This window comes from Pontibacter pudoricolor (assembly GCF_010092985.1).
GTDB classification, from domain to species: Bacteria; Bacteroidota; Bacteroidia; order Cytophagales; family Hymenobacteraceae; genus Pontibacter; species Pontibacter pudoricolor.
Genome location: NZ_CP048106.1, coordinates 3,436,519 through 3,462,002 on the forward strand (window position 1 = coordinate 3,436,519; position 25,484 = coordinate 3,462,002).

At 43.7% G+C, this 25,484-nt stretch carries 25 protein-coding genes and 2 pseudogenes; 16 read left to right on the plus strand and 11 right to left on the minus strand.

Going from position 1 to position 25,484, the window contains the following annotated elements; all coding sequences use genetic code 11:
- Positions 1-61: 61 nt before the first annotated feature.
- From GSQ66_RS14935 to GSQ66_RS15010, 16 genes and pseudogenes are all read left to right on the plus strand, one after another.
- Positions 62-988 (plus strand): tyrosine-type recombinase/integrase, encoded by a 927-nt coding sequence (locus tag GSQ66_RS14935; protein ID WP_162428202.1) that lies wholly within the window; start codon positions 62-64, stop codon positions 986-988.
- Positions 978-1,808 carry a tyrosine-type recombinase/integrase gene (locus GSQ66_RS14940; protein ID WP_162428203.1) on the plus strand — a complete coding sequence of 277 codons (831 nt, stop codon included), beginning with the start codon at positions 978-980 and terminating at the stop codon, positions 1,806-1,808. The genes GSQ66_RS14935 and GSQ66_RS14940 overlap by 11 nt, the downstream gene beginning before the upstream one ends.
- A gap of 125 nt (positions 1,809-1,933) precedes the next feature.
- Complete coding sequence (locus tag GSQ66_RS14945) at positions 1,934-2,818, plus strand: RHS repeat-associated core domain-containing protein (RefSeq protein ID WP_238395902.1); 885 nt, start codon at positions 1,934-1,936, stop codon at positions 2,816-2,818.
- A gap of 776 nt (positions 2,819-3,594) precedes the next feature.
- Entirely contained in the window at positions 3,595-4,446 is an 852-nt protein-coding gene (locus GSQ66_RS18830; RefSeq protein ID WP_238395903.1) for an RHS repeat-associated core domain-containing protein, read from the plus strand.
- A complete protein-coding gene (locus tag GSQ66_RS14955) occupies positions 4,436-4,945 on the plus strand; it encodes an SMI1/KNR4 family protein (protein WP_162428204.1) in 510 nt (169 codons plus the stop codon). Before GSQ66_RS18830 ends, GSQ66_RS14955 begins: the two co-directional genes overlap by 11 nt.
- A gap of 444 nt (positions 4,946-5,389) precedes the next feature.
- Positions 5,390-6,241 (plus strand): RHS repeat domain-containing protein, encoded by an 852-nt coding sequence (locus tag GSQ66_RS14960; RefSeq protein WP_162428205.1) that lies wholly within the window; start codon positions 5,390-5,392, stop codon positions 6,239-6,241.
- A complete protein-coding gene (locus GSQ66_RS14965; protein WP_162428206.1) occupies positions 6,213-6,764 on the plus strand; it encodes a hypothetical protein in 552 nt (183 codons plus the stop codon). Before GSQ66_RS14960 ends, GSQ66_RS14965 begins: the two co-directional genes overlap by 29 nt.
- 652 nt (positions 6,765-7,416) lie before the next feature.
- Positions 7,417-7,575: pseudogene (locus GSQ66_RS19075) on the plus strand (RHS repeat-associated core domain-containing protein); the annotation flags it as partial.
- Positions 7,576-7,611: 36 nt separating this feature from the next.
- Positions 7,612-8,283, plus strand: a complete 672-nt coding sequence (locus GSQ66_RS14970) for a hypothetical protein (RefSeq protein WP_238395709.1) — start codon at positions 7,612-7,614, stop codon at positions 8,281-8,283.
- Positions 8,283-8,681 carry a hypothetical protein gene (locus GSQ66_RS14975; protein ID WP_162428207.1) on the plus strand — a complete coding sequence of 133 codons (399 nt, stop codon included), beginning with the start codon at positions 8,283-8,285 and terminating at the stop codon, positions 8,679-8,681. Before GSQ66_RS14970 ends, GSQ66_RS14975 begins: the two co-directional genes overlap by 1 nt.
- 270 nt (positions 8,682-8,951) lie before the next feature.
- A complete protein-coding gene (locus GSQ66_RS14980) occupies positions 8,952-9,851 on the plus strand; it encodes an RHS repeat domain-containing protein (RefSeq protein ID WP_202923360.1) in 900 nt (299 codons plus the stop codon).
- Positions 9,852-9,853: 2 nt separating this feature from the next.
- Positions 9,854-10,455, plus strand: a pseudogene (locus tag GSQ66_RS14990) (DUF416 family protein).
- Between the two features lie 147 nt (positions 10,456-10,602).
- Positions 10,603-11,577 carry a polymorphic toxin type 10 domain-containing protein gene (locus tag GSQ66_RS14995; RefSeq protein ID WP_238395904.1) on the plus strand — a complete coding sequence of 325 codons (975 nt, stop codon included), beginning with the start codon at positions 10,603-10,605 and terminating at the stop codon, positions 11,575-11,577.
- Entirely contained in the window at positions 11,574-11,858 is a 285-nt protein-coding gene (locus tag GSQ66_RS15000; protein WP_162428210.1) for an Imm27 family immunity protein, read from the plus strand. The genes GSQ66_RS14995 and GSQ66_RS15000 overlap by 4 nt, the downstream gene beginning before the upstream one ends.
- 325 nt (positions 11,859-12,183) lie before the next feature.
- Entirely contained in the window at positions 12,184-13,029 is an 846-nt protein-coding gene (locus tag GSQ66_RS18835) for an RHS repeat domain-containing protein (protein ID WP_238395710.1), read from the plus strand.
- Positions 13,019-13,363, plus strand: coding sequence for an immunity protein Imm33 domain-containing protein (locus GSQ66_RS15010; protein WP_162428211.1), 345 nt, complete (start codon positions 13,019-13,021; stop codon positions 13,361-13,363). Before GSQ66_RS18835 ends, GSQ66_RS15010 begins: the two co-directional genes overlap by 11 nt.
- Positions 13,364-13,445: 82 nt before the next feature.
- Here the strand turns inward: GSQ66_RS15010 and GSQ66_RS15015 are convergent, their stop codons facing one another.
- From GSQ66_RS15015 to GSQ66_RS15065, 11 genes are all read right to left on the minus strand, one after another.
- Positions 13,446-13,760, minus strand: a complete 315-nt coding sequence (locus tag GSQ66_RS15015; RefSeq protein ID WP_162428212.1) for an immunity 53 family protein — start codon at positions 13,758-13,760, stop codon at positions 13,446-13,448.
- Positions 13,761-13,762: 2 nt separating this feature from the next.
- Positions 13,763-14,620: an RHS repeat-associated core domain-containing protein gene (locus tag GSQ66_RS15020; protein WP_238395711.1), complete on the minus strand. Its 858-nt coding sequence runs from the start codon at positions 14,618-14,620 to the stop codon at positions 13,763-13,765.
- A 300-nt stretch (positions 14,621-14,920) separates the two neighbouring features.
- Entirely contained in the window at positions 14,921-15,379 is a 459-nt protein-coding gene (locus tag GSQ66_RS15025) for a hypothetical protein (protein WP_162428213.1), read from the minus strand.
- Positions 15,376-16,260 (minus strand): RHS repeat domain-containing protein, encoded by an 885-nt coding sequence (locus GSQ66_RS15030; protein ID WP_202923363.1) that lies wholly within the window; start codon positions 16,258-16,260, stop codon positions 15,376-15,378. Before GSQ66_RS15030 ends, GSQ66_RS15025 begins: the two co-directional genes overlap by 4 nt.
- Before the next feature lie 261 nt (positions 16,261-16,521).
- The gene (locus GSQ66_RS15035) at positions 16,522-16,950 is read right to left on the minus strand and encodes a DUF5958 family protein (protein WP_162428214.1); all 429 of its coding nucleotides are present in this window, start codon (positions 16,948-16,950) and stop codon (positions 16,522-16,524) included.
- A 2-nt stretch (positions 16,951-16,952) separates the two neighbouring features.
- A complete protein-coding gene (locus GSQ66_RS15040) occupies positions 16,953-17,792 on the minus strand; it encodes an RHS repeat-associated core domain-containing protein (RefSeq protein ID WP_162428215.1) in 840 nt (279 codons plus the stop codon).
- A gap of 248 nt (positions 17,793-18,040) precedes the next feature.
- A complete protein-coding gene (locus GSQ66_RS15045; protein WP_162428216.1) occupies positions 18,041-18,481 on the minus strand; it encodes a hypothetical protein in 441 nt (146 codons plus the stop codon).
- Complete coding sequence (locus tag GSQ66_RS15050) at positions 18,478-19,299, minus strand: RHS repeat-associated core domain-containing protein (RefSeq protein WP_238395712.1); 822 nt, start codon at positions 19,297-19,299, stop codon at positions 18,478-18,480. The genes GSQ66_RS15045 and GSQ66_RS15050 overlap by 4 nt, the downstream gene beginning before the upstream one ends.
- Before the next feature lie 373 nt (positions 19,300-19,672).
- Positions 19,673-20,083: a hypothetical protein gene (locus tag GSQ66_RS15055; protein ID WP_162428217.1), complete on the minus strand. Its 411-nt coding sequence runs from the start codon at positions 20,081-20,083 to the stop codon at positions 19,673-19,675.
- Positions 20,084-20,095: 12 nt separating this feature from the next.
- A complete protein-coding gene (locus tag GSQ66_RS18840; RefSeq protein ID WP_202923364.1) occupies positions 20,096-25,306 on the minus strand; it encodes a DUF6443 domain-containing protein in 5,211 nt (1,736 codons plus the stop codon).
- A gap of 23 nt (positions 25,307-25,329) precedes the next feature.
- Entirely contained in the window at positions 25,330-25,479 is a 150-nt protein-coding gene (locus GSQ66_RS15065) for an RHS repeat domain-containing protein (RefSeq protein WP_162428218.1), read from the minus strand.
- Between the last annotated feature and the right edge of the window lie 5 nt (positions 25,480-25,484).

The window sequence follows — 25,484 nt, forward strand, 5'->3', positions numbered from 1 at the left end:
CCACAAAGCTCATTACTGCATAAGCAGTTCTCATGTTCTACCTCTTTAAGATGAGACTTGCATGAAGCACTTACCTTTACTCAATCCTCACTTTCAACTTCTTCAGGATGCCTTCGCCGATTGGCTCTCTATTCTAGGCTATGCTGAAAGCAGCGTACATTATTTACCCCTGCACCTACGCGAGTTGCTGCATTACCTGGAAGAAAATCAGCTCAACCACATACAAGCCTTAGACCGCGCACAGGTCTCTGACTTCTTTGCCTATCTGGCCACCAGGCGGAACATGAGAAACGGGCAAAAGCTCTCCCCTGCTTACCTGGCCAAGTATTGGCAGGCCATCAAGATGCTGGATCGCTACCTGCGCGAAACCGGCCAGTGGGGACTGAATCTTCCACCCTCTACCGTGCAGCCAGAACGTGTACTGAAAGCAGTCATGACCCAGGCAGAGACCAAAGCACTGTTTGCTGTTGCCGCGGATGATACGCTCGGGCTACGAGATAAAGCCATGCTGGCCCTCTTCTATGGATGCGGTTTGAGAAGAAGTGAAGGTATCTGGCTCGATGTAGATGATATACTATTAGAGCAAGGTCTGGTATATGTGCGCAAAGGTAAGAACTACCAGGAGCGGTACGTACCCCTGAGCCATAGCGTCAGTTATCACCTTCGCCAGTACCTGGAACTAGCTAGACCTGTGTTACTTACAAAAGGAATGTATGCTGGCCTACGTGACCGTCAGGCCTTGCTGCTAAGCACCCGTGGTCAGCGTATCAATGACCGAACACTCACCATACGGATTCGCAAACTGCAGCAGAAGACAGCTGACCCGGAGCTGCTAGCCAAGCGACTAAGTCTGCACAGCTTGCGGCATGCCATTGCCACGCACCTGATGGAAAAAGGCATGAAGCTTACCCGCATCGCCCGCTTTCTGGGGCATGCCAAGCTGGAGTCTACACAGATTTACACGCACCTGGTACAGGATGAACTTTAAACAATACCTGGCGGAAGAGAAGCGGCTCAGCCCCAGCAGCATCAAAAGTTACACTTACATCCTTGACCGCTTCAGCCACTGGATAACCCAACAAGGAGTAAGTATTGAACGTGTTACCTACACCGATCTGCTGCAATATATAAAAGCGAGAAGAGGGCGTAGAGAAGAAAAGAAATACATTAACCAAGGGCTTACCGTGATCCGCCACTACTATGCTTTCTTACTTCACAAAGGCATCATTGACTATAATCCAGCCATTAACCTGGTGGTAAGAGGTGTGATCAGACGCTTGCCGCATGGACTGCTCGATAAAGAAAAGCTGGAAGAACTCTACCAGCACTATAGCGGCAGCCTTCAAAGCAAAGTAGTGCTGGGCCTACTTGTCTACCAAGGGCTTACAACTTGTGAACTGCAACAGCTCCGGGCAACCCATATCAACCTTACATTGGGTATGGTACAAGTACCCGAAACTGCCAGAAGTAATGGTAGAACTTTGCCCCTGGAAGCAAGTCAGGTACTTCCCCTGCAACAGTTTCTGGCAAGTTGCCATTCTTCCTACCTGTTTGCATCTTATAAAGGGTCGGGCTTACTAACTAATGTACTGTCCTGGTTGATGCTGCAGCTGCGCAAACTTAATCCAGCTGTTAAGAATGCGGGGCAGCTGCGCATGAGCATCATCACGCATTGGCTAAAAGATAAGGATGTGCGGGTAGTACAGTACCTGGCCGGGCACAGGCATGTATCTTCTACCCAGCGCTACCAGCAGGACCGGCTGCGGGCATTGCAACAGGACATCGAGGATTTCCATCCTCTTGGGTAAAGGTGCTTTTCATTTCATAGGAAAAGCACTATCTTTTCTTCAGCATTGCTAGCCGGGTGTGCTTTTACCTATGATTTGAGTATGATCCATGGGGCCTGAACCTGGCTGGTATCGAGCGCCAGAATATCCCGGATCACAAGTTCCAGTACAACGGGAAAGAGAAGCAGACTGAGCTGGGCCTGAACTGGATGGACTACGGGGCCAGGATGTATGACGCCCAGATAGGCAGGTGGCATGTGGTAGACCCGCTGGCGGATAGTTATCAACCTTTCAGTCCTTACAACTATACCTTAAATAATCCTGTCCGCTTCATAGATCCAAATGGCATGTATGTCAAGGAGTATGAAAACGAAGAAGCTTATCGTGAAGAGAACCCTGATGGAAACTTGGATGGAAGTGATGGGCATTGGCTGACATCGGATAGAGAAAATAATACTGCTACATGGGATAACGCTAACGATGTTAATTTACAGAAAGCTAATGGTTATAAGGAGTATAAAACAATCAGTCAAAGAAGGGACTTTTATGGATGGTTCTCTGACAAGACTGAAGCGATGGGCTTTGAGACCAATTGGGCAGGAGCTGCGAATATAGTTGCAGGGCAAATGGCGGTGATGGATTTCCCTGGTGCAGAGTTCTTCGTTGGAGAAGATGTAGTGGATTTTGCGAATGCAGGCAATAAGGCTATATTCAATGATGTATTCGATAACCTTAGAGAATTACATAATGGTCCAGTATTAAAAGGGGGCGCAGCAGCGCAATGGGATAGGCAAACTCTATATAACGAGCAGTTTAATGTTGTGCAACCATTATACGAAGGTCAAAGTCGTTCAACTATAGCTACATTACAAAATTTAGCATCTGGTAATGGTTTCTATGGCTTGGGTATTACCTCATCATTAAGGTTTTCAGGTAATATCATGAGTGCCAAGGATAGATATAATCACGGCATGAATAAAGTAACCCCGTATTCCATACTCCACAAGGTATATAAGAAGGCAGGGTTTTAAATTAAAATATTATATATGTATCGATTTCTAATTTATACGTTCATACTTATCGTTATCGATTTGCTCATTTCTTTATTGGTGAATTACATAAGAGATATTCCTGGCACTATGAGTTATGTATTAATTGTAGTAAGGTCAGTAACTATTCTGGTAGCATATATTTTTCTAGGGGTCATCATGATTAAAGTTTTAGGAATGACAAACTTCTTTGCGATTTCCAGTATAGCGTTTATTGTTACTTATATATTAGGTTGTCTTGTCTTTCATTGGATAAGGCCGATAGATTCATCACTTTTAAGAAGTATAACTGATATACATCAAAACTTTAGTGTCTTTTCTATTGTGTTCCTTTCTTATTGTATAAGTTGGCCAATTGCAGTATTAATACTTCTCAAGTTAAAACCCTAATTGTAACTTAAGCTTTCACAAATTGTAATAGCAACAAAGCCTGTCCTTTATAGGATGGGTTTTGTTTTTTTTAACAGACTAATCTTGAGCCACATACACTCTACTACAGCAGAAGAAAATACGCGGATAAGCGGTGTACTTGTGCTGCTCATGTAATTGCGTAAGCTACCAAAGCAAAACATCCCCTTGGCTATTCCTATAGCTACTTGATTTTCTCTGCCATTTCCAAACCCTAACTACTTTTTGTTAAATCTGCTATCTTTAGTAGCTAAAGCTGCACTAACCGGGTGTAGAATTGGCTAATGTAGCACTATGATCCGTGGGGCCTAAACCTGGCGGGCATCGAAAGGCAGAATACGCCTGATCACCTGTTCCAGTACAATGGCAAAGAAAAGCAAACAGAGTTAGGCCTGAACTGGAGTGATTATGGGGCCCGCATGTACGATGCCCAGCTCGGAAGGTGGCATGTGGTCGATCCGCTGGCCGATCAGATGCGCCGCCACTCACCTTACAACTATGCCTTTGATAATCCGATTCGCTTCATAGATCCGGATGGGATGGCGCCTGATTGCCCAAATTGCGATAGTGACGGCTATTTGCGTGAAAGTCAAGGTATGGCGTATTTTGCGCTACAGTTTCAAGCAGCACAGAAAAATCTAAGTAGTATTATAGCAGGTGCAATTAATTCTCCTACTGGCTCACCTGTTATAGTAAGAACAGAATTTTCTGTGGCAACAAATGAAAACGGAGAGGTATATTTAAATGAAAGTGAGCCTTTTGCTCAGAACAAAGCTGCAGCCGCCGGACAAAGTTTAATAGAAGTAGCATCTTTAATACCTGAGGGTGGTCCTACTCTTGGTGCACTAGCAAAAACAGGCAAAACTGTTCTTAATGAAGCGAAAGTTGTTGTAAAAGAATTAATTGAAATAGATCCAAGTAATAAAGTTGATCGTGATAAATTGGTACCACCGAGTAAATCAGGCAATGCTCCAACTTTTAAAAAAGATGGAACACCAGTTGAAATTCATCATGAAGGGCAGAATGCAAAAGGGCCTTTTGTTGAAATGCATAGGTCTGACCATAGGATGGGTGAAAGTTATAGAAAAAATCACCCTAAAGGCCAGACCCCTTTAACAAAGGAAGAACGAAGAGCCTTTAATTCTGCAAAAAGAGAGTATTGGAAAAAAGAATATTATTTGCCTAATGGAAATGGAAAATAATTTACAAGTCGAAATTGAGATGATATTGAAAGAACTATATAGCTTCTCGAATAAAATACTTTTCTTAGGTAACAAGATTACTGATAAGAGATTAGAATTATTTGAAAAGAAGATTAGTTTTGATTTGCCACTAGAATTTAAATTAGTTCTTAAACGCCATAATGGTTTTTCATTAGCAGGTACTGCTGTTGTCGGAATAGGCGAAGAGTTTAAAGAAGCATCACTGGATAAGTTATACGACTTTGAACATTTAGAAGTAGGTAATAAAATGCCTAGAGAATTTCTTCCCTTTTCACCAGATGGTAGGGGCAATCACTATTGCTTAGATCTTTCAAAAAATAATGGAAATACTTGTCCTGTTGTTTTCTGGCAATGGGATTATGATTATAAGAACAAAGATGAAATTGAAACATCTAATTTATCATTCCTAGATTGGGTTAGAGAAGTAATGATTGAATGGACATTAGATGTATATGATTATGAAGGAAATGAGCTATAGATTATTTATTATTAGTGATAAATATGTAGAATCATAATCTAACATAACCATTACACAAAAGCCTGTCTTTTATCGGATAGGCTTTTGTTTTGTAACACACAAGCTCAAAGCAACAGCCACTACTAGTCAATTACTATTGTTTAGTAAAACGCTACTTAAGCGAACATCACCCAGTTTTAAGAGTGGATATTTAAGATGTTACTTTTGCCCGCTCGATCCTTGAATTTTTCTCTCAAGTGGTATTATATCCAAGCCGGTTTAACTTTATCCATTACTTATAGCCTTGGATAACGGTATTGATGTTTCATAGTACTTCCATTTAAAAAGAAAAAACACATTGTCCTTTAATAGTATTCTATATATACAACTTAGTATCTTCAGGTAAAATGCACCAGCCGGGTGTAGGTTTGCCTTCTGTAGCACTACGATCCGTGGGGCCTAAACTTGGCCGGCATCGAGCGGCAGAACACGCCAGATCATAAGTTCCAGTACAACGGGAAAGAGAAGCAGACCGAGCTGGGCTTAAACTGGATGGACTACGGGGCCAGGATGTATGATGCCCAGCTGGGAAGGTTTACTTCTATAGACCCGCATGCAGACAATTATGCAGCTTGGACTCCGTATAATTATGTAGGCAATAATCCTATAATAAGGATAGATCCAGATGGTAAAGATTGGGACGTTGTAATAAATCACGATCAAAGATCAATTACAATCAAAGCTAACTTTACAACTGTTGGAGACAATGCAGATGCTGTTACAGAAGCTGCAAATAATTGGAATGCACAAAGTGGCAAATTCTCTTATGTAATTGGTAAAGGTGACGAGGCCGTTTCTTATGCCGTTAACTTTGCTGTGACAGTAAACGATCCTGATAATGGGACTGCTGAAAACACCATTAGTGTACTTCCAGATAGTCATAAGCTATTTGCTGAAAGAAAGGAGGTCGATGCCCAAGGGAATGAGAGAATAATAAAACCTCAAGGTGCCTCTGATGGGCAACAGTTTACGATGAAAGAGTCCGCTAAAAATGATTCCCAAAAAACTGCCCACGAAATGGGACACAATATGGGAATGAATCATGGAGGTGGATTGATGGTAAAAGAAGGGGGTAACAACCTAAAGAAGAATAATGTTAAAGAAACTTTAGGCTTTTCTGGAGTTGGAAAGGGTAGAAGAAATACAACCACAAATGCAGAGCTGAAAAGTTCAAAAGTAGAGGGACAGGCTCCGGCTGGGTTTCAAACGGGTAAATTAAAAAGAAACGATGATTGGGAAAAGGTTAAATTTAAGTAAAAAGACTATTTTAATAGTTTTTATCATCTTTAAAGTTGGTTCTTTACATTCACAGTCTTTCCCTTCTCCTGAAAGTAAAGCTGTAGTATACTTATGTGAAAACATTTTAAAAGTAGATCCAAACTTGACTAAACACAAAATAAAGTTTATGTCAAGAACTACAGGCAGGCCGAGTAAGGTATATGATATTGCAAATTGTATTAGTGACATCAATGTTCTTAAAGATAGTATACCCAATGAGCAATTTTTAGACAGTCTAGAAAATTATCATAAGACAAACACTTCCTTAAATGAGCAAAAGGGTATTGATACTAATTGTGAATTTTTCAAAAGGCGAATAGGTTTTTTTACAAAGAATTTTTTTGCCATGTCTGTCTATAATGCTATTCAGTATAAGGACAGCTATTTTGTAGAGATCTTTCTTGTAAATGAAAAAATGGGAATGTATAAAATAATAGCTATTGAATTTAATGAACAAGGTTCCGTTGTATCTCATTGTCTAAAAACGATAATATATGACTGATTTTGAAAGTGTCTCTCTGGCTCCTGCTGGCGCGGGCTTGCAGCCCGTGCCACCATTCCTGTATAATAGCAAAAGCCCGCCCGTAATGGATGGGCTGTTGCTTTTCCGCCGTCCTCCAAAGAACAACGGCCACTACCAGGGCAAGCGTCTAAGCAGGGTTCAGGGGTGTTCGTGCGCTGCTCGCTTAGTTGCGTCAGCCAACAAAGCAAGGCTGCCCTGCGGCTCTCTCGTGCCTCGTTCGGCCTTGCTTTGCCGCTTTACTGCCACCGCTTCCTTACGTCAGCCGTGGCAGTAAAGCTTTGGCCGTCTCCACACGCTGCGCTGCTCCTCGCGACTGCTCTCTATACTGCAAGTCCTGCTCCGACATGCTGCACAACACTTACAGCCCAGCCACAGCACTGGTTATTGTTCGCCTGCGGGTCAGCCGCCGCGCAGCCAGCCGCCCGGGTGCCTCAAGCTCCTAAAGTAACTTTACCCCATGCCTCCTGATTTGAGACACGTCCAACCATCTTAGAAGCATAACACTTGCCGGATGATCAAATTGGTATTATTTTCAAGCAAACAAGTACCTTCATGCAAGCTAAAATGTACCAGCCGGGTACAGTCTTGTATTTAGGAGCACTACGATCCGTGGGGCCTAAACCTGGCAGGCATCGAGCGGCAAAATACGCCGGATCATAAGTTCCAGTACAACGGCAAAGAACGTCAAACGGAGCTGGGCTTGAACTGGAGTGACTACGGGGCCAGGATGTATGATGCCCAACTGGGCAGGTGGCATGTAGTGGATCCACTGGCAGACCAGATGCGCCGTCATTCGCCTTATAATTACGCTTTTGACAACCCGATCATGTTTATCGATCCGGATGGCATGGCACCAGATTGCCCAAATTGTGGCGACGGTGGATATTTGCGTGAAGATCAAGGGATGGCATACTTTTACGCTCAGTTTCAAGCCGCTAAAAAAAATCTGTCTAGTATCATTGCAGGAGGGATAATGTCACCGATGGGTTCTTCAGTGATTGTGAGAACAGAAACCTCTGTAGCAGTTAATGAGAGTGGTGAGGTCTATTTACATGAAAGTGCACCATTCGTGCAGAGTAAAGTTGCTGCTGCAGGGTTAGGAGGGCTTGAAGCTGCATCTATAATTCCCGAGGTAGGTCCTACTCTTGGTGCGGTTGCTAAAAATGGAAAGGCCATTGTTAATGAACTAAAGAATGTAATAAAACAGATTGGTCCAGCAGGGGATCCAGGTGCAACTGTTACAAAACAAATACCAGGGAATTATATTAAGAAGACTAGTGATAATGGGCAAGGAACCAAGTTTCAAGATCCTAAAAACCCAAGTGGCAATAACGTTAGAGTTCAAAGTGGAAATCCTAATAGCCCAAATCCTGCACAACAGAAGCCATATGTTAAACAAACTCAAAATGGTAAAACTGTTGACGGAAATGGGAACCAAGTCAATCCTAAGTCAAAAGAAGCACATATTCCTAGAGAAGATTTTAAATTTAAGAAGTAATGATTGGTGAAAACGAGAATATTGAGATATGGGAAAAGAATCTTTTTAATTCAATTAAAGATGTTTCTGATATTGATTTTCAAAAGTCTACTTGGTTAGGTCTAGACCCAAATTATATCTCTTCATTTACTGAAGTTATCAGTACTTTATATGATGACTTTGACTTTGAAAGATATATACTATACTATAAGTCATTTAAAGGAGAAGACAAATTATATAAGGTACTTTCCGAGTTGAATGAAATGATAAATAAGTACAAGAAGCAGGGCTATGAGATTGAGTCAAAACCTAAAGGTCAGGAATTGATACTTGTTGATCCTCAATGGATAGAAATAACTTTTAAAGCAAAAGAAGTTTTTCAAACAGCATCAACACATTCTAAGTTAAGCGGAATATAGGTCTTATTAGCCAAAATACTTAAATCCCATCCAGTTTAGGATGGGATTTTGCTTTTCCACCGCTTATCTCCAAACAAAAGCTACTACAATTGACAACCCATTAGCATGTAAAGCAGTGTTAGCGTGCAGGGCATTTAGTTGCGTCAGTCAATAAAGCAAGGTTTCCATGCGTTTCGCTTTTGCAATATTCGGTTTTGCTTTAACACTCCCCGTCGCACATTATTTTATAGTAAATTCGCAATCTTTAATAACGTAAGATGCGCTAGCCGGGTGCAGCTTTGTCTTATAGAGCACTATGATCCGTGGGGCCTGAACCTGGCGGGCATTGAGCGGCAGAACACACCCGACCATCTATTCCAGTACAACGGCAAAGAAAAGCAAACAGAGCTGGGCTTGAACTGGAGTGATTATGGGGCCAGAATGTATGATGCCCAACTCGGCAGGTGGCATGTGGTCGATCCGCTGGCGGATCAGATGCGTCGCCACTCGCCGTATAATTATGCCTTTGATAACCCGATAAGGTTCATTGATCCGGATGGGATGGCACCTGAGGATGGTAATAATCCAGATAAATTAAATTTCATTGAGCGGGCATTTGTAAATCTTATTGCTCGTGCAATAGTTTTTACTGCTGAATATGGTTCTGCAACAACAGGAAAGCCAAATGATTCTCAAAGCGCGATACAGGAAAACTTTTATGCAGGTGTAGAGGAAATGGGGAATAACGCTATGGTACTACAAGGTGCCGTAGAAATGACTCGAACTCCACCTAAAAGCCAAAAGGCAGATGCACCTGTAAGTCTAGAAGCAAGAGCAAAAACAATACATAGCGCGGTCCCTAAAATTACCCAATCTAAAACTACGATTGCAGTTGGTGAAGCAAAGACTGCAGAAGGTGCAGCAGTGAGAATTGTAGGATCAAGTGAAAAGAGATTACGACCTGCTCAGAGAGCACTGCTCAGTTCTAATGAAGTCGAAGCAGTAGGTCAAGGACATGCTGAAACTACAATCTTAAACTATGCAAATCAAAATAATATGAATGTAACCAGTATAGGCGCTAGCAGACCGATATGTGATAATTGCGCAACTGCTATAAAAGGCGCTGGAGTCACGCCAGCCTCTCCAATAAAGAATTTGTATCATCAGTTTTTTGTACCCAAAACTAAGTAATAGTGGATAAGTTTAGAGAAGAAATTCAAAGAAGTATTAAGGCATTATCACATAAGGAGAAATTGATTTTTGCTGTTTTGGTATGTGATAGACTTTATCCAAATTATGTTGCTTTTCAAGTAAAGGAGAGCTGGGGGATCACCAAGTTCTTAAAGAAGCTATAAACCTTCTGTATTTACTTGTATTTGACAACAGGGAGCCAGACATCTATGAAGTAGAAGAGATGATAGCTTCGGTAGAAACCATTACCCCTGATACAGAGAATTTTAATGATATATATGTTTCATTTGCTCTTGATGCTTGCTCCTCAGTATATAGCTCTCTCAGTTTTATTATTGACCATAATGATGAACATATTATTGATGTAGTGACATATGCTCGCGATACAGTAGATATGTTTATTCAAGAAAAAGAAGACTTAAGTCCAAGTGATTCTGCACTAGAGGAAAAAATAAAAAGTGATATAGCGATGGTTAGATTCGAGCAATGGTTGAATGATGTAACTATCAAATTGGAAAGTTCTAGAAGTGAAAAATTCACAAATGAAATTCTATTATCGCTTAGAGAAGATAAAGCTATAATAGAATTAGATTTATTAGCTTAACTCAAGTCGTTTAGTCCTGTAATGTATAACGGTACAATATATCAATCCCCTAAATAATAACTCCCTTCTAAAAAAGTAAACTGCACCAGCCGGGCGCTGACTTTCACTCTGTAGCACTACGACCCGTGGGGGCTGAACTTAGCGGGTATAGAAAGACAGAATACACCAGACAACCTCTTCCAGTACAATGGCAAAGAACGTCAAACAGAGCTGGGGTTAAATTGGAGTGATTATGGTGCTCGAATGTATGATGCCCAGCTGGGAAGGTGGCATGTAGCAGATCCATTAGGAGATAGTTACGCTTCGTATTCACCATACAATTATGTACTTAATAACCCTATAAATAGCATAGATCCTGATGGTAGATGGGTATTTGGTTTATTTGGTTCTACTGCTGAGCAGAGGGAATCAGCTAGAGCTTTTGCAGATGAGACTGGTGGAGAGGTAAGGAGCTACTTCTCAAAAAATATTCATGTAAATTATGATCAAGGGTATACAAATCATGATAGCCATGGTAAGATTACAGAAATCGGTGTAGTTAACAGCAATCAATCCTTTCGAAAAGATGGTCGTTTAGATTTTGGAAGTCCTGTATTAAATAAAGTGTATGATAATGCTGTAGCGGCTTATGGTGCAACTCTGTCAATTCCAGAAAGAGTAGAACAAGGCTTTTTGAGAGAGGGTGTAGATTTTGACCCAATGACGCAGCTGACTATGGGTATGTTAGCTGTTAGCGCCGTTGAGGGGGCAGTGTCTTCACTTTCTAGAAGTACTAGTGCAGGGGTAAATAATCCAGTTCCTAGTACATTGGCCCGTGTAGTACCAGGCCACATCAATTCAGGAACTTTAGGAGCTCCTGGTGCTAGTGATGTTTTTGTTACGGCTGCAGATGATATTGCTGGTCTTAATGCGGCTCAGATTGCAGAAAGATTAACAATACCTAATAGTAGTACAGGCTTTAGAGTGATAGAGTTTAGTACACCCCGTACTGGTATAGCAACACCAATTAATCGTGCAGATCCAGGATTTGTCGGATTTGGAAGAACAGCAGGAGGTGCTAGAGAATTTGTTATACCTAATCAGGCTGTTCCAAGTAGTGCAACAATAAAAATAGTGCGATGAGAGAAATAGATCAATATGAAAACCAATTAATTGGAAGTTGGGAATTTAAGGATGGGCAAATCAGAGAGGATTATATATCTCAGAGAATAAATTGGTTGATTAGTAATTACCTTATAAGATTATGCTCAGATACAAGTGGGTGGTATATCCTTTACAAGGATCCTAACGATGGGCGTTTTTGGGAACTTTCTTATCCCGAAAGTAGCAGCCATGGAGGTGGGGCTCCATCATTAATAAATTTATCTTATGCAGAAGTAAAAAAAAAGTATGCGTTGGAGTAATTAGTTATCATATAGCCAAAGCCAATCTAACAAGGAAAGGCATTAGTTATAATAATAGCTTTTATCTAAAGAATAAATTACTACAAAGAATATGTGTTGGTAGGATGATGTGGCGTTCGTGGCCTCATTTAGCAATGCGAAACTTTTATTCAGCTCTTCCTTGCACGATGATTTTATTCAACCTTTTCAAGCCCTTACCACTTATAGTAATCTATTATCTAGAAACGTAAGAGTGCGCCAGCCGGGCATACTTCGCATTTAAAACAATTACGAACCGTGGGGCCTGAACCTAGTAGGAATTGAAAGGCAGAACACACCGGATCACTTGTTCCAGTACAACGGAAAAGAACGCCAGAAGGAGCTCGGCCTGAACTGGAGTGACTATGGGGCACGCATGTATGATGCCCAACTGGGCAGGTGGCACATAGTGGATCCAATGGCAGACCAGATGCAGGAATGGTCGCCTTACAACTATACCTTCAACAATCCGATTATTTTTACCGATCCAGACGGGATGGTGCCTGACATTACCATCTATGGAGAGAACAATTCTAGTGTAACTGTTAAGACTGATTTAGTTGAGCTTTCAGTTGATGCTAGTTCTTTGGGAGTTGACTTTGGCGGTAATTATACTTTGTCTGGAAATGATGTTCTAATAGGAGCGCTAGATATTGTGGGTGTCTTTGACCCATCTCCTGTATCAGATGGGCTAGCTGCTACTTTATCAGCGAAAAATGGCGACTACTGGGGAGCGGGAGCTAGCTTGTTAGGGGCTGTTGTTCCTTATGCTGGTGATGTCGCTAAAACTGGTAAAATTGCTAATGCAATTGATAATATCAGCGACGGAATTAAAGCCGCTGATAATATTAAGGATGCTAATAAAGCTGCTAAAGTTGATGCCCCATATAAAAGACCTTCTAATGCAACAACGAAAGCACAAAGGGAGAGTGTTCTGGGTAAGCCCTGCGTTGATTGTGGGAGTACAACAGGAAAAAGAGTGGCTGATCACAAGGAACCTTTAGTAAAAGAGCACTATAGAACTGGTAAAGTAGATAAAGAAAAGATGCGAAAGGTTGATTCTGTTCAGCCTCAATGTACTACCTGTTCGGCTAAACAAGGAGCAGAAATGAGTCAGTATTCTAATGAAATGAAGAAAAAACATGGATTATAGCAATCAACAAAAAGAAATCTGTGAGAAGTATCAAATAGCTTTTCATGAAGCCCCAGCTAATCTTAAAGTTGGGATTTCTTTAAATGTTAAAGAAGGGGTGTTACCAATAAATGGTCTAAGGCACCAACCAGAAGGTGATACTTCAGGTTGGTATATATGGGCTGGAGAAGAGTTTTCAGAAGATCCTGACTTTTTTGTTCCCTTACACATTGAGCATCTAGAATCATGGTGCCCTATTGTTTTAAAATTTTTAGGACTATCACCAGGATCAAGATTCTTAGTAACTCCAAATTTTGAAGATGTGTGGCAGGACGAAGCGCTGTTAAATACATAAAATGAAAATAAGCTAAAAAAACCCGCCCTTATCAAGAGCGGGTTTTTCTTTGAAATTTCATACGAACCAAATTATGATCTACTTAAAACTGAAGGTAAAGCCGTCTTTTCTTCAATAACCCTTTAAAAATAAGAAGAAGTAGTATCAATTTTGTTGGGTCACCTGCAGAGGAAAAAATGCCATTCTGTATGCTGTATCCAAACCAATTATCCTCAGATTCTTCATGTAACTCCCAAGATTTTTCTAAAGTCTCAACATCTGTGGCTTTTACATTTATTTCAACTACCCATCCAGGATTATCTGATGAGTAAATTTTTATGCCCTCATCGTGTTCCCACTCTCCATCGCATTGGCTTGTGTACCACTGCTGTAGCCATACTAAAACATTATTTTCCATTACTATTTACCTATTGAAAGATTTAAAGCATCCCTTAAAGTTTTTGGCATTTCCTGTGGTGTAGCAGGCCTAACGCCGCCAGGAATATTTTTACCTTGTGTATGCGGAGTAGGTACTGATGTACCCGTTTTTTTATTTGTATGTGGCGCACCTTTCAGATTCAAATCTGTTCGTTGTACCTCGTCAAAGCCTGTAGGATTTTTAGTGTTAGGGCTATACTCTGCATGCTTTTTTACTGGTCCTGTATCTCCGTCTCTTTTAAATGTACTGTGAGGTCCAGATGCTGATTTATCTGGCTCCAAGTGGTTTTTACCTTTTGTTGCATTTACTCTTCCATTTTCATCAGTACCCTTCAGAATATTTGCCATAGCAGTCCCAGTTACTGATGCGCCATGAGCTGCAACAGCAACTCCTGCTACACCCACTGGCACAGTAACAGGACTAGCAGCCCCTCCTGTACTAATAGTCACAACTCCACTGCCTCCCGTAAGTACGACTCCTGCCGCAGTTTCGACTACCCCTTGAACAGCACTGATGTAGTCTCCTACTCTTTGTCCGGCTGCTACACTTGAATTCCACGCTTCGCGGCGTCCTGCTCCTCCTAAGTTGTTAGATGTAATGGCATTGGCAACTCCTGTCAAGAAGCCTAGACAGTCATCACAAGGTGCCATCCCATCCGGATCAACAAAGCGAGTCGGGTTGTCAAAAGCATAGTTGTAAGGCGACCATTCCTGCATCTGGTCTGTCATTGGATCCACTACGTGCCACCTGCCCAGTTGGGCATCATACATGCGTGCCCCGTAGTCACTCCAGTTCAGGCCGAGCTCCTTCTGGCGTTCTTTTCCGTTGTACTGGAACAAGTGATCCGGTGTGTTCTGCCTTTCAATTCCTACTAGGTTCAGGCCCCACGGATCGTAGTGCTCCGAAGAGCAAAAAAAGCTCAGCTGGCGCAAGCGTAACTGAAGCCAATTATATCCTATAAAACCTCAACAAGATAGCCTTTAACTGCATTAAAGTCTGGCAGGCCGAGTTAAAGCACAAATTTTACTTTAACTTCTGAGGCTAGTTAAGCAGTAGTAACCTTTATTCTATGGCAGGATGATCAAAAGTAATAGGCCTTTCCAAACAGGAAAGGCCTATTACTTTTGATACCAAGGAAATCAGAGTGTTAATTTCTCACATTTGCTAAATATGTATTTATTCTGCCTACAATTATATTTAAACACACATTCAGTTCCTGCAGAATAAGTAAATATCAGCTCCCCATTTTCTCGTTTCTTAACAGAGTAATCGCCTACTCGGATCACAATAGAATTCTGCTCCAAATCAACAGGAGAAAGCATAATTAGCCGGAATGGTCCTTTTTTAGCTTTAAGTTCCTCTTCAGACAAATAGTTAATTCTATAGTCTTTGATTACAGCAGGCAGTTGGTCTCCAATATACTCCTTTTGTAAGACATTGAATTCTCTCAATTCTTGTTGATCGTAGACCTCCTGTTCCCACACCTTAGAATGGGCTTCAATGCTTCTGACATAGAGATCTTTTAAAGTATTACCCTCTGATCCAATGGTAGAGAATAAGACACTAGCATAACAATAAAATAAGCTCAGTAAAATCATTTTAAGGCTTTTAATGGTATGGTTGCTATAACTCCTTGTTTATTATTGTAGATATAAATCGTGCCGCTGCCCATTCCAATAACGAAATTCTTCTGACCAGGTGTGCTTGTTTTTATGTCTGTTCCAGATGGTGGCTGTTGCCACATAGCTGTACCACCAGCAACTCTCAAGGTACCACTTGGATGAGTATGCATATTAGAAGTTCCTGGAACTTCAGGTATACTTACTGATGATGGCTTTTGCAATCTCAGGTCTCCTATTCCTCCGGGCTTAACTTCTGTAACAGTACCAGACTTATTATTAATTGTAGCACCGTATTCTCTGTTGTTACTTACAGAAGTTCCTCCACTACCATCGTCTTTAGAAGCAACTTTCACCATTGCATCTACTGTTGACTTACTCCCAACATCTACTACATTTTTCATATGATCCCCTTGTAAATTTCCTGCACTAATTTCTGATTCTGTTTTTTGTGCGGCCTCACTTGAAATTGGGGTAGAAAAGCCTTTATCCGTACTAGGAAGATCATATAATTCAGATGATTTTTGAGTCGTTTTAATAACAAATATCCTATCAGGTTTATTATTTTCAACCCTTTGAATCTCTTTTCCCGCCTCGTTGTAATAAATATCATCCGGAGCCATTCCATCCGGGTCAATGAACCTGATAGGATTATCGAATGCGTAATTATAAGGAGAGTGTCGGCGCATCTGATCTGCTAATGGATCCACCACATGCCACCTGCCGATCTGGGCGTCATACATCCTGGCGCCGTAGTCCATCCAGTTCAAGCCCAGCTCCGTTTGACGTTCTTTGCCGTTGTACTGGAACTTGTGATCGGGCTTATTCTGGCGCTCGATGCCTGCCAGGTTCAGCCCCACGGATCGTAGTGCTACAGAAGGCAAGAGTGTACCCAGTTGGTGCAGCTTAATGCACCAAAGATAGGAGTTAAAGTTTATGAAAGGTGCCTTGTCTTACTAGATAGCACAAAGGAGTGAGTCCCATGCAAAACTGCTACTTTTGATCTTGATTATTACCATCCAAACAACTGGTGAAAAATCAAAAGCCCAATCCTAATTAGAAAGGCTTCTGTAAATTTTAAGAGAAAATTAGCCACGGGCTAAAAGCATGTGCACAAGGCGCTACGAAATGTTCTCCATGATCTTTTTTATTACCATTTCATCAGATAAGTCCCAGTACCACCATTTGTTAGGATTATTCTTTTCTTGCAAATACCTTCTGTAGTACCCTATTTTAAAAAGGTGTATTAATAGTCTAAAAGTCTTTTTTATCTCGTTATCGGGAAGATGAATTACTTTTTGAAAATTGCCATAATTCAGACCTCTCTTCAAAATCACACATGGAGTAAAAGTTTCTTTTAGTTTACTATTATAGATAGCTTTATCAATGTCCTTTTCTGTAACCTTTGACTGGATAATAAGATTTTCAATTTCTTTAAGGAGTGCTACTTTACTTTCTGAGTCTAATGAATCAAACATTTTTATAAGCGCATCTTCATTTGATACTCCTTGTCCAAACTGATTAATTAAGATTTCCTTCTCTATATTCATGCTTATTTCTTTTTGGGAGATACAGTTATGTGGGGCTTAGTAGGATCAACTCCTCCTCTAAAAACATCAATCCTCCTTGGAAGATTATCTGCTCTTGATGGGGCTCCAGGTAATGAATTTTTAACTTTATCCCATTGCTTACTCGTCATTCCCTCTATTACATAATCAAAATCAGACGTTTCACTTGCTTTTCCGCTTGCTCTGCTGCCAACAACATGTATAGGTTTGTTTATTCTATCAGCAGCATTCTGTATCCTTGAAATCCCTCCTTCAGCAATATCATTCGCAACAGTTGCATTTTTATTCATTTCATGCAACAATGCCATATCTACTCCAGCTTCGCTACGCTTAAGAAGCCCTAATGCTCTACCAACATAAGGTGCCGCTTTTGCACCTATATATCCCAGACCACCACCCAAGGCAGCTCCAATAGCGACTTGGCCTAGATTAATGTTACCTGTATTCAGGTACTGATCGGCCGCGCTTCCGGCCGCTCCGCTTAAGCTACCTGCAGCCACTAGAGCTACGGTTCCAGTCCCTGCCGTAGCGATGGTAAGGTCTGCAACAGCTCCAGCAATGGCACCAGCAACAGCCCCCTTACCTGTACCTTTCCAGATGTTTTCGCCATCAACAGCAGCCTTTACGCCACCAATTGCGGCTCCTACGACTGCTCCTATAACGGTTCCAACAAACTCTCCGTCAGGATCAATGTGATTGATAGGATCATTGAGACAGTAGTTATAGGGACTGTATTTATCGAACTCATCTGCTCTAGGATCTACCGCATGCCACCTTCCCAATTGTGCATCGTACATCCTGGCCCCGTAGTCATGCCAGTTCAAGCCAAGCTCCGTCTGCTTTTCTTTGCCGTTGTACTGGAACTAGTGATCAGGTACTCCCTGCTGCTCGATGCCCGCCAGGTTTAGGCCCCACGGATCGTAGTGCTCCTAAAGGCAAGATAGTGTCCGGTTAACTCAGCTAAAACTACTAGAGATAATAGTTTTATAATTTAATTATTATAGAAAGGACTAAACCTAATTCACTTTAGGAGACTCATAATTGTTCATCCGAAACTTAAGAAGTTTAAATACTACTCTAAAGTTATTGGTTTTTTATACTGATTAAGGTATATGTTATGATAGTACCAATGCTTACTTATTGTAATATATCTTCCTCTCTTTAAGTCAGCCAAAAGATGATAGGGCTTCCCATTTATAGTTATGATAATTTCTAATCTTCTTTTATGTGGAAAAGGAATACTTTTGACTTCTTTCAAGTCCTTATCTAAGTGAACTATTTTGCCTTCTTTAGAATGAATACTAGCATCACGACTTATATCAGAGATAGTGTCACTAAGTAAAATGGCTTTATCAACTATAGGTATGCCATTTACTGCTACTGAGACTGTATCATGTCTAAAACCTGATCCAAAAATTATATAAAAGCTATCTTTACCATTCTTAACTTGATTCGGAAAGGAGTAAAGGGGAAAGCACAATACAACTGCTGCAAAAATCATTAATAGCTTCATTTCTGCCTCCCTCTATTTAAAGCTGGTATACTGTATAACATTTTTATTTTCTTTACTTGTTCTGCCTCAATTTTTGTTCCTGCTACAGGTTGGCCATTCGAGTTTCTATCTTGCGACTGATGCATTAGGTTACCTGGTAAGTCATTTGTCGTATATGGTGCCCCTGTTGCTGGATTTACTTCATTTTTGATATGGCCTAGACCAGCACTATGACCAATCTCATGAGCACCTGTTCTTGCATAATTTGCGCCCTTTTCTAAATATATAACATTTTGCCCCACTGGCCCTTGGCCTTCTGTATTTGTACCGGGTGCGTCTGTTATGCCTAATGTAGTAGCAACATCATCAACTATACGAATAGCATGATCACTACTATTCAAAGGATTATTCGCATCAGCAACAGTTATATCGGTGGTAGTTTCAAATTCAATATTCTTATCCTTCCCCTTAAATGACTTCTCTATCTGTTTACTAACCTGCCCAGCAATTTTATTGAGCTGTTTAGAACTCATACCCTTACTAGTGTCGTCAACGACTTTTCCAGAAACATGTATCTGGTATAAATCCCTTCCTTTACTGCCTCCGCCTTTAATTATATTGACTGATATGGAATCACCATTTATGTCTACATAATTAACTGGGTTGTTAGCCGTATACTGGTATTGATTAATTCCATAATACTTCTCTGCAAATCTATCTTGGGTATGGAATCTTCCCAGCTGGGCGTCATACATACGAGCCCCGTAGTCATGCCAGCCCAACCCTGAACCATCGGAAAACTCCCTGTCCTGCTTTTCTTTGCTGTTGTACTGGAACAAGTGATCGGGCGTGTTTTGCCGCTCAATACCAGCCAGGTTCAGGCCCCACGGATCGTAGTGCTACAGAAGGCAAGAGTGTACCCAGTTGGTGCAGCTTATGTACATAAATATAAATGTTTAGATTAATATAGCTAATTGGAAATCATGAATTTAAATGCAGCACAAGTGAGTCAAAAACCAATCTCGATTTGTTGGCTGACATAACAAAGCGAGCATGCTGCGAACTCCCACTTATCGCGTTAATGGCTGTTACATCTGTAGCGGCTCAGGTTTTTGGGATAATTGTGGAAAAACAGAAGCCTATTCAATAAGAACAGGCTTCTGTAGTTTGCAAGCAGAATGTAGACACGAGAAGCCCGCACCATGAAATCTATTATTTATTAGGTAAAGCCCATTCATTGTCTAAATTCTCAGCTTTTATTACATCTAATATCTCTTGATAACATGTAACCTTATCTTTTAATGGAATAGGTGAATCCTTCAGAAAGGTTGAGACATTATGTAATATATCATCTATATTCCTATTTTTTAAAATATTTATTTTACCACCTTCTCTAAGATAGAAAAAAGTAAAAGAGTCTGTTTCGTTAACACCAAAAGCAAAAATGCCATCTCCATTAGATTCCTTTACAATAGGTTTACACCATATAAAGTTTCTATCTCCTTTAGTTGCTACACCCTTTTCAAGAAGAAAGTAATAAAGTTCATCTGAACAACATTTTTTATCTTGATCAACAAAATGCATTTGTAAAAGCAGAACAAATATAATAGCTAACTTGTACATATATTTTTAAAATCAAAGTGTTATATCTCTCGTCTTTAGCAATTCAAGAGGCTGTACTTCCTTTAAATATTTATTCTCTAATTTATTTGGAACTACTTCTCTATCTGTTTTGCTTAAATTAACATTTTCCACATTGACAGCATGTTCTGATTCATGAGTTCCTACTCCTCCAATTCGAGCTTCAGGGCTAATATTCTTATATTGTTCCTTTTTTTCAGAAGTTCCAGAGTGGTTCAAGTATGCTTCAAAAGTGCCCTCATATACTGTAACTATAGACCCTGTTCTTTCACCTGTATCCGAATTATAAATTGGTTTTGTTCCTCCTAAACGAAAAGATGTAGTTCCATCACCATTATCAATAACTTTAGCTTCTTTAGAGATTTGAATTTCTATTCTTTGATCAGAATTGATCATTGCATTTAGTTGGGTTGTTCCGGTTTCACTTCTTAACATCGATGTACCTAACCTCTTGGTATCTTCCGTTGCATTTTGTGACCAAACGATCTCCCCTCCTTGACTTACTTTATAGGAAACCGCTTTGCCATCAGTACCAGGAATCCAAGGCGCCATCCCATCTGGATCAATGAACCTGATAGGGTTATCGAAGGCATAGTTATAGGGTGAATGCCTGCGCATCTGGTCTGCTAGTGGATCTACTACATGCCACCTTCCTAATTGGGCATCATACATCCTGGCCCCATAGTCCATCCAGTTTAGCCCCAGCTCTGTCTGACGTTCCTTGCCATTGTATTGGAACTTGTGATCGGGCGCTCCCTGCTGCTCAATACCTGCCAGGTTCAGGCCCCACGGGTCGTAGTGGTTCTCCTGCACATTCAGGCTCGTTGAGGAGATACTCATGTCATCGAAGTACACGTCCTCCGCGCTCTCGTTGGCCAGGAACACCTCCACGTAACCGTCCTGCTCGGCCCGGTGCTCAAGCCAGAGCTGCTGCCAGTTGTTCTGCGCCTGTCTAGTGATGAGCCGGTACTCGCTCCCAAGATACGCACCTGCCGTATCATAGGCAACATATTTCACGTAGGCTGCCGGTACCCCTCTGAGGCGCTGCTTGACCTGTGGTGCAAAGGCGATGCCCACCGAGAGCAGCGGGAACTTGCCTGATGTCTTAGGTTTTACCCCGTCCTGTGGCATCTGGTCAATAGCCTTCATGCTGGCATTCCCCAGCAGGAAGGCAGCTATTGTGTAAAGCCAGTTGTCCTTTGTCTCCTGGAGGTAATGGCCGAAGACCTCCACCTCCAGCTTGTCGCCTTTCTTCACTTCCAGCCTCTTGGAAGGCCCCAGCAGAAGTCCCTTCCCGGCATTGAGGCGGGCCATGTGCTCGCCGGTACGGGCATGCACGCGGTCCCTGCCCCGGCTCTGGGGCACCCGCTCGAACGCCTGCTCTTCTGTCTCGGCGTTCGCAGCTTCCATGGTGAGCAGCTGGGTACTGGTCTCGCCCTCGCCGAAGGTGAGGCGCAGGTTACCCAAGTGGTCCTTAAGGTGGTACTCATATCTCCATACCCGCACCTGGCCTGGCTGGTAAAGCACCCTGCCCTCAGCCGTATGCGCAAACACGGGCTGGCCGTTCTCATACACAAAGCCCGAGACGTAGTCGGTCGTCTTGGTGAGCGTGCCGTTCTCGTAGACTTTCTTTGCCAGCTTCACGCCTGCTGCCGTATAGGTATACTCGATGCGGTTGGCGCTGCCGCCAAACTCGATTTTGTAGGGCAGGTTCAGGTGGTTGTAGAGCACGCTGGTGATGCCTTTATTAAGGTCTGAGACCATGTTACCGTTGGCATCGTAGCTGTACTCAGCTCCCACCTCGGCGTACTTGCTATTGTTCTTGTCGGCAAAGTCATGCCTGCTTGATGTGACCTGGCCACTGTCGTCTACGCCCTGGAGCTGGTTTCCCTTTGTTTCAGCATAGTGGTAGAGGAGCTGATCGATCTTCTTGTAGGTCTTTTCGCCACTCCCCTCCGAAACCAGGCCGTTGCGGTTCAGGGAACGGATATTGCCGTTTGAATCGTACTCCATGCCCCACAAGGCATAGTTCTCCCCGTTGGTAGCTGTCGTATGGTAGCTGGCCTTGGTGATGCGGCTGGCCTTGTCATAGTCGTAACTGTAGGCACGCTGCACATTGTCTGTGTAGCTCTTCCATACCATCTCCGAGATGTTGCCGTTGTAGAAGCCGGTGGCAGCAATTGTAGCGCCCGTGCTTATCTCGCCTGACCTGTAAACCCTGCCGCTCACCTGGTTGTAAGAGAGCTCCATGCCGAAAAAGTCTTCGCTCTCGTCGTTCTTACTATCTACCGAGAGCGTGCTGTTGTTGATGGAGGTGAGCCAGCCGCGGATATTGTAGCGGTAGTCCACACTCTGCAGGAAGCTGCCCTGCCGGGTGGTGTGGTCATAGTTCGTGGCGTGCAGCTTCTTGTCTACCAATTGCGCCAGCTCGTTGTACTCCTGCTTGGCCAGCAGTACCCTGGCCTCGCTGTTCATCTGCTGCTCCGTGGTGGTGAGCCTGCCCATGTGGTCGTAGCCAAAGAAGTTCCTCACCGTCTGGGCATACGCAGTGCCCTCCCTGTGCGTGAGCGTGGTCTCGAGCACCTTGCCGCTGAAGTCATATACGTTGGCCACGCGGTCTCTGCCCCCTAAATGGTTGTCGGATACACTCTCGAGCAGGCGGTACTCTTTGTCGTAGTAAGTAACCGAAGTAAGCCAGTCCCCCTTCTGAATACCGTCCATTTGTCTTACCCTGGTTCCGGTTACCTGCCCCCGCACAGCAGTTGCTCTTTTTGTAGCATCACCTCCAAATCCATAAGTAGCAAGGGCGGCATAGGTGTATTTGTCGTAGTAAGTGACAGAGAGCAGGTCCGCCTCCGGCACGTTGCGTGGGTAGGCGTTAGTGAGGGTATAGCCAATCGCTGTGCCAGGCGCATCAACCTCGAAATATACTGTCTCAGCATCAAGCTCAGCCTGCACAGTGGCCCGAGCCCTGCCATCTGTGACCTCTCCTGTCATGACCGGCCTTCCCAGCACGTCATATTTGACAAAAGTCCATTTATTGTCCGTCACTTGGTTGGCATCGCGGGTTAGCACCACCTGGTCTAAGTTGTTATAAACCATCTCTACGGCACCGGCACCCGGCACTTGTTTTTCAATCAGGCGGTTGCGGTGATCGTAGCGGTAACGGAAACACCAGTTTTTCAGGAAAGTATCGTCAAGCGTAATAACAGAAGGTATGGGATCAAATTCATTCAAGAGGGTGCGGTAGCCTTCAGGCTGGATCACCAGCCGCAACTGTCCTCTCTCGTCATAGATGTATTGGGTGAGCATAAAGCCCTCCGTCAGTTCAGAGCCCGTAACGGAAGCGGCTTCCTGCACTTTTCTGGCTACTGTGCGTCCCTGCTTGTCTTTGTACTCCACTACGAGGGCCTCGTGTTCGTCCCGTGTCTCGCTTACATACAACTCGTTAGACTCATAATAGCCAGGGGAAGAAACTGTCCCGGAAGCGGGGTCGTAGAGCCAGACCCGCAATTCGTCTGTCAGGTTGGCCCGCTCTGAAATTTTTATGGCATGCCCTGCTCCCGGGCGCCAGGCCTCCCCGGCAGCTCCCTGTTCTATTACGCGGCTCAGGGGCGAACGCTCGTAAATGGTTCTGGCATAGGGCACTGTGTCATTAGCCACCCTGTCTCCCGTGGCAAGGTAAAAGTCCTTTACCGCTGTAAAAGCATCGGCTCTGTAAAGGCCGCTCCCGCTGCCGGCAACGTATGGGAGGTACGCTTTGTGCTGGCGGCCCACCGGATCGTAAGCGATCGGTGTCACAATATCCCGCTGCTGGGGGCTGGCATGCCGTTGCACCTGCTGTACCGCCCTGCCTAGCCCATCCAGGTAAGTGATATGCTGCTGCCATTCATCCTTTGACAATGTCTTCAGGTCAGGTACGCTCGTGAATGGGGCCGTGAGGGTGGTGGCAATGACACGGTTCATCTGCCGGGCCAGGGATACAGTCACCTGCGCCGTGCTCACGCAGCCAGCCGCCGTGGTACGCGTGACCGTATAGGTTGTGGTCACCACCGGTGAAGCCTCCACTGACTGCCCTGTGGTGGCACTCAGCCCCGCAGCAGGTGACCATATATAAGCGTCTGTAGCAGCACCACTGGCTGTCAAAAGCACAACTTCTTCTTCCACGAGCTCAGCTGTGGCAGGGCTGATGGTGAGTGGTGCCTGAGACGTGCTAATGGTTGTGGTAATGGAACCGCTGTTGGTGTTCCATCCTTCGGCCACCACATAGTAGTCCCCGGTCGGCAGCGTGCGGGTTAGGGAAGCCTGGTTACCTGGGCATAGGGGCCCGGCATCATCACTGTCTGCCAACAAGTTGCCCGTGGTATCCAGCAGGTGCAGGTAGGTATCTTCCAGGGCGGAGCCGCAGGTGGAGACACTGACCTCAGCAGGGCTTGTGAGCGAGAAACGGTAGAAGACATCGTCCGAAGGTTGCCCATAAGTATTGCCAAAGCAGTTTTGGGGACTGTTATCCCTGCTAAACGACTTTACCTCCCCGCAGGCGTTCAGTACGCCAGCGTCAATATAGTTTACCATAGAAGAACCGGGTGGCAATGCCTGCACCGCGACCGACACCGCTGCCGATGTGGCAGCGCAGGAGCCGGATGAGTTCGTCACCGTCACTTTATAGGAGCCGGCCAGCGTAGCCTGCAGGGTGGGGCCGGTGGAGCCGGGAAGCTGGCTGTTGTTCCTGTACCATTGGTAGGTGTAGCCCGTACCAACAGCGGCCTTTAACTCCACGCTCCCGCCTTCGCAGATGGTCACAGGGCCTGCAGGAGACACGGTGGCTACCGGCATGGTAGTGCCAGTCACGCTCTTGGAAACGCTCTGTACACTCCCGGACAGGCCATTGGAGTCGGTACAGTTGGAGCTGCTGAGCGTGACGGTGCCCGTGGTACTTGTCCAGGTCACCGTCACCATTGTGCCGCTCGCCGTATAGGTACCACCAGATACTGCCCAGGAGTGGGAGCTGCAGCTCCCGTTATGCACGATGGCGTAATAAGTATAGGTCTGCCCCACGCACACGCTGGATGGGCCGCTGATGGAGGCAGCCATCCCCTCTCCGATGGGCAGGCGCTGCGCCAGGGCACCGGTGCAGGCAAGAAAAGCAGTCAACGTGGCCAGGGTCAGTATCATCCCTCTCAGGTAGCCCCGATTCCAGGGCATAGGCTTAACAAGTGGTATGCTCATCAGTTCGGTGGCTGGTTTTGGTAGATATACTCATGCTTCTTGAGAATATGCCTCTCATGGTCCAGGACAGCAGAAAGCCTGCCCAGGAGGTCGTACTCGTAAAAGGTGGTGCGGCCGTTGGCGTCGGTGATGCTGGTGATGCCGGCCATATAGT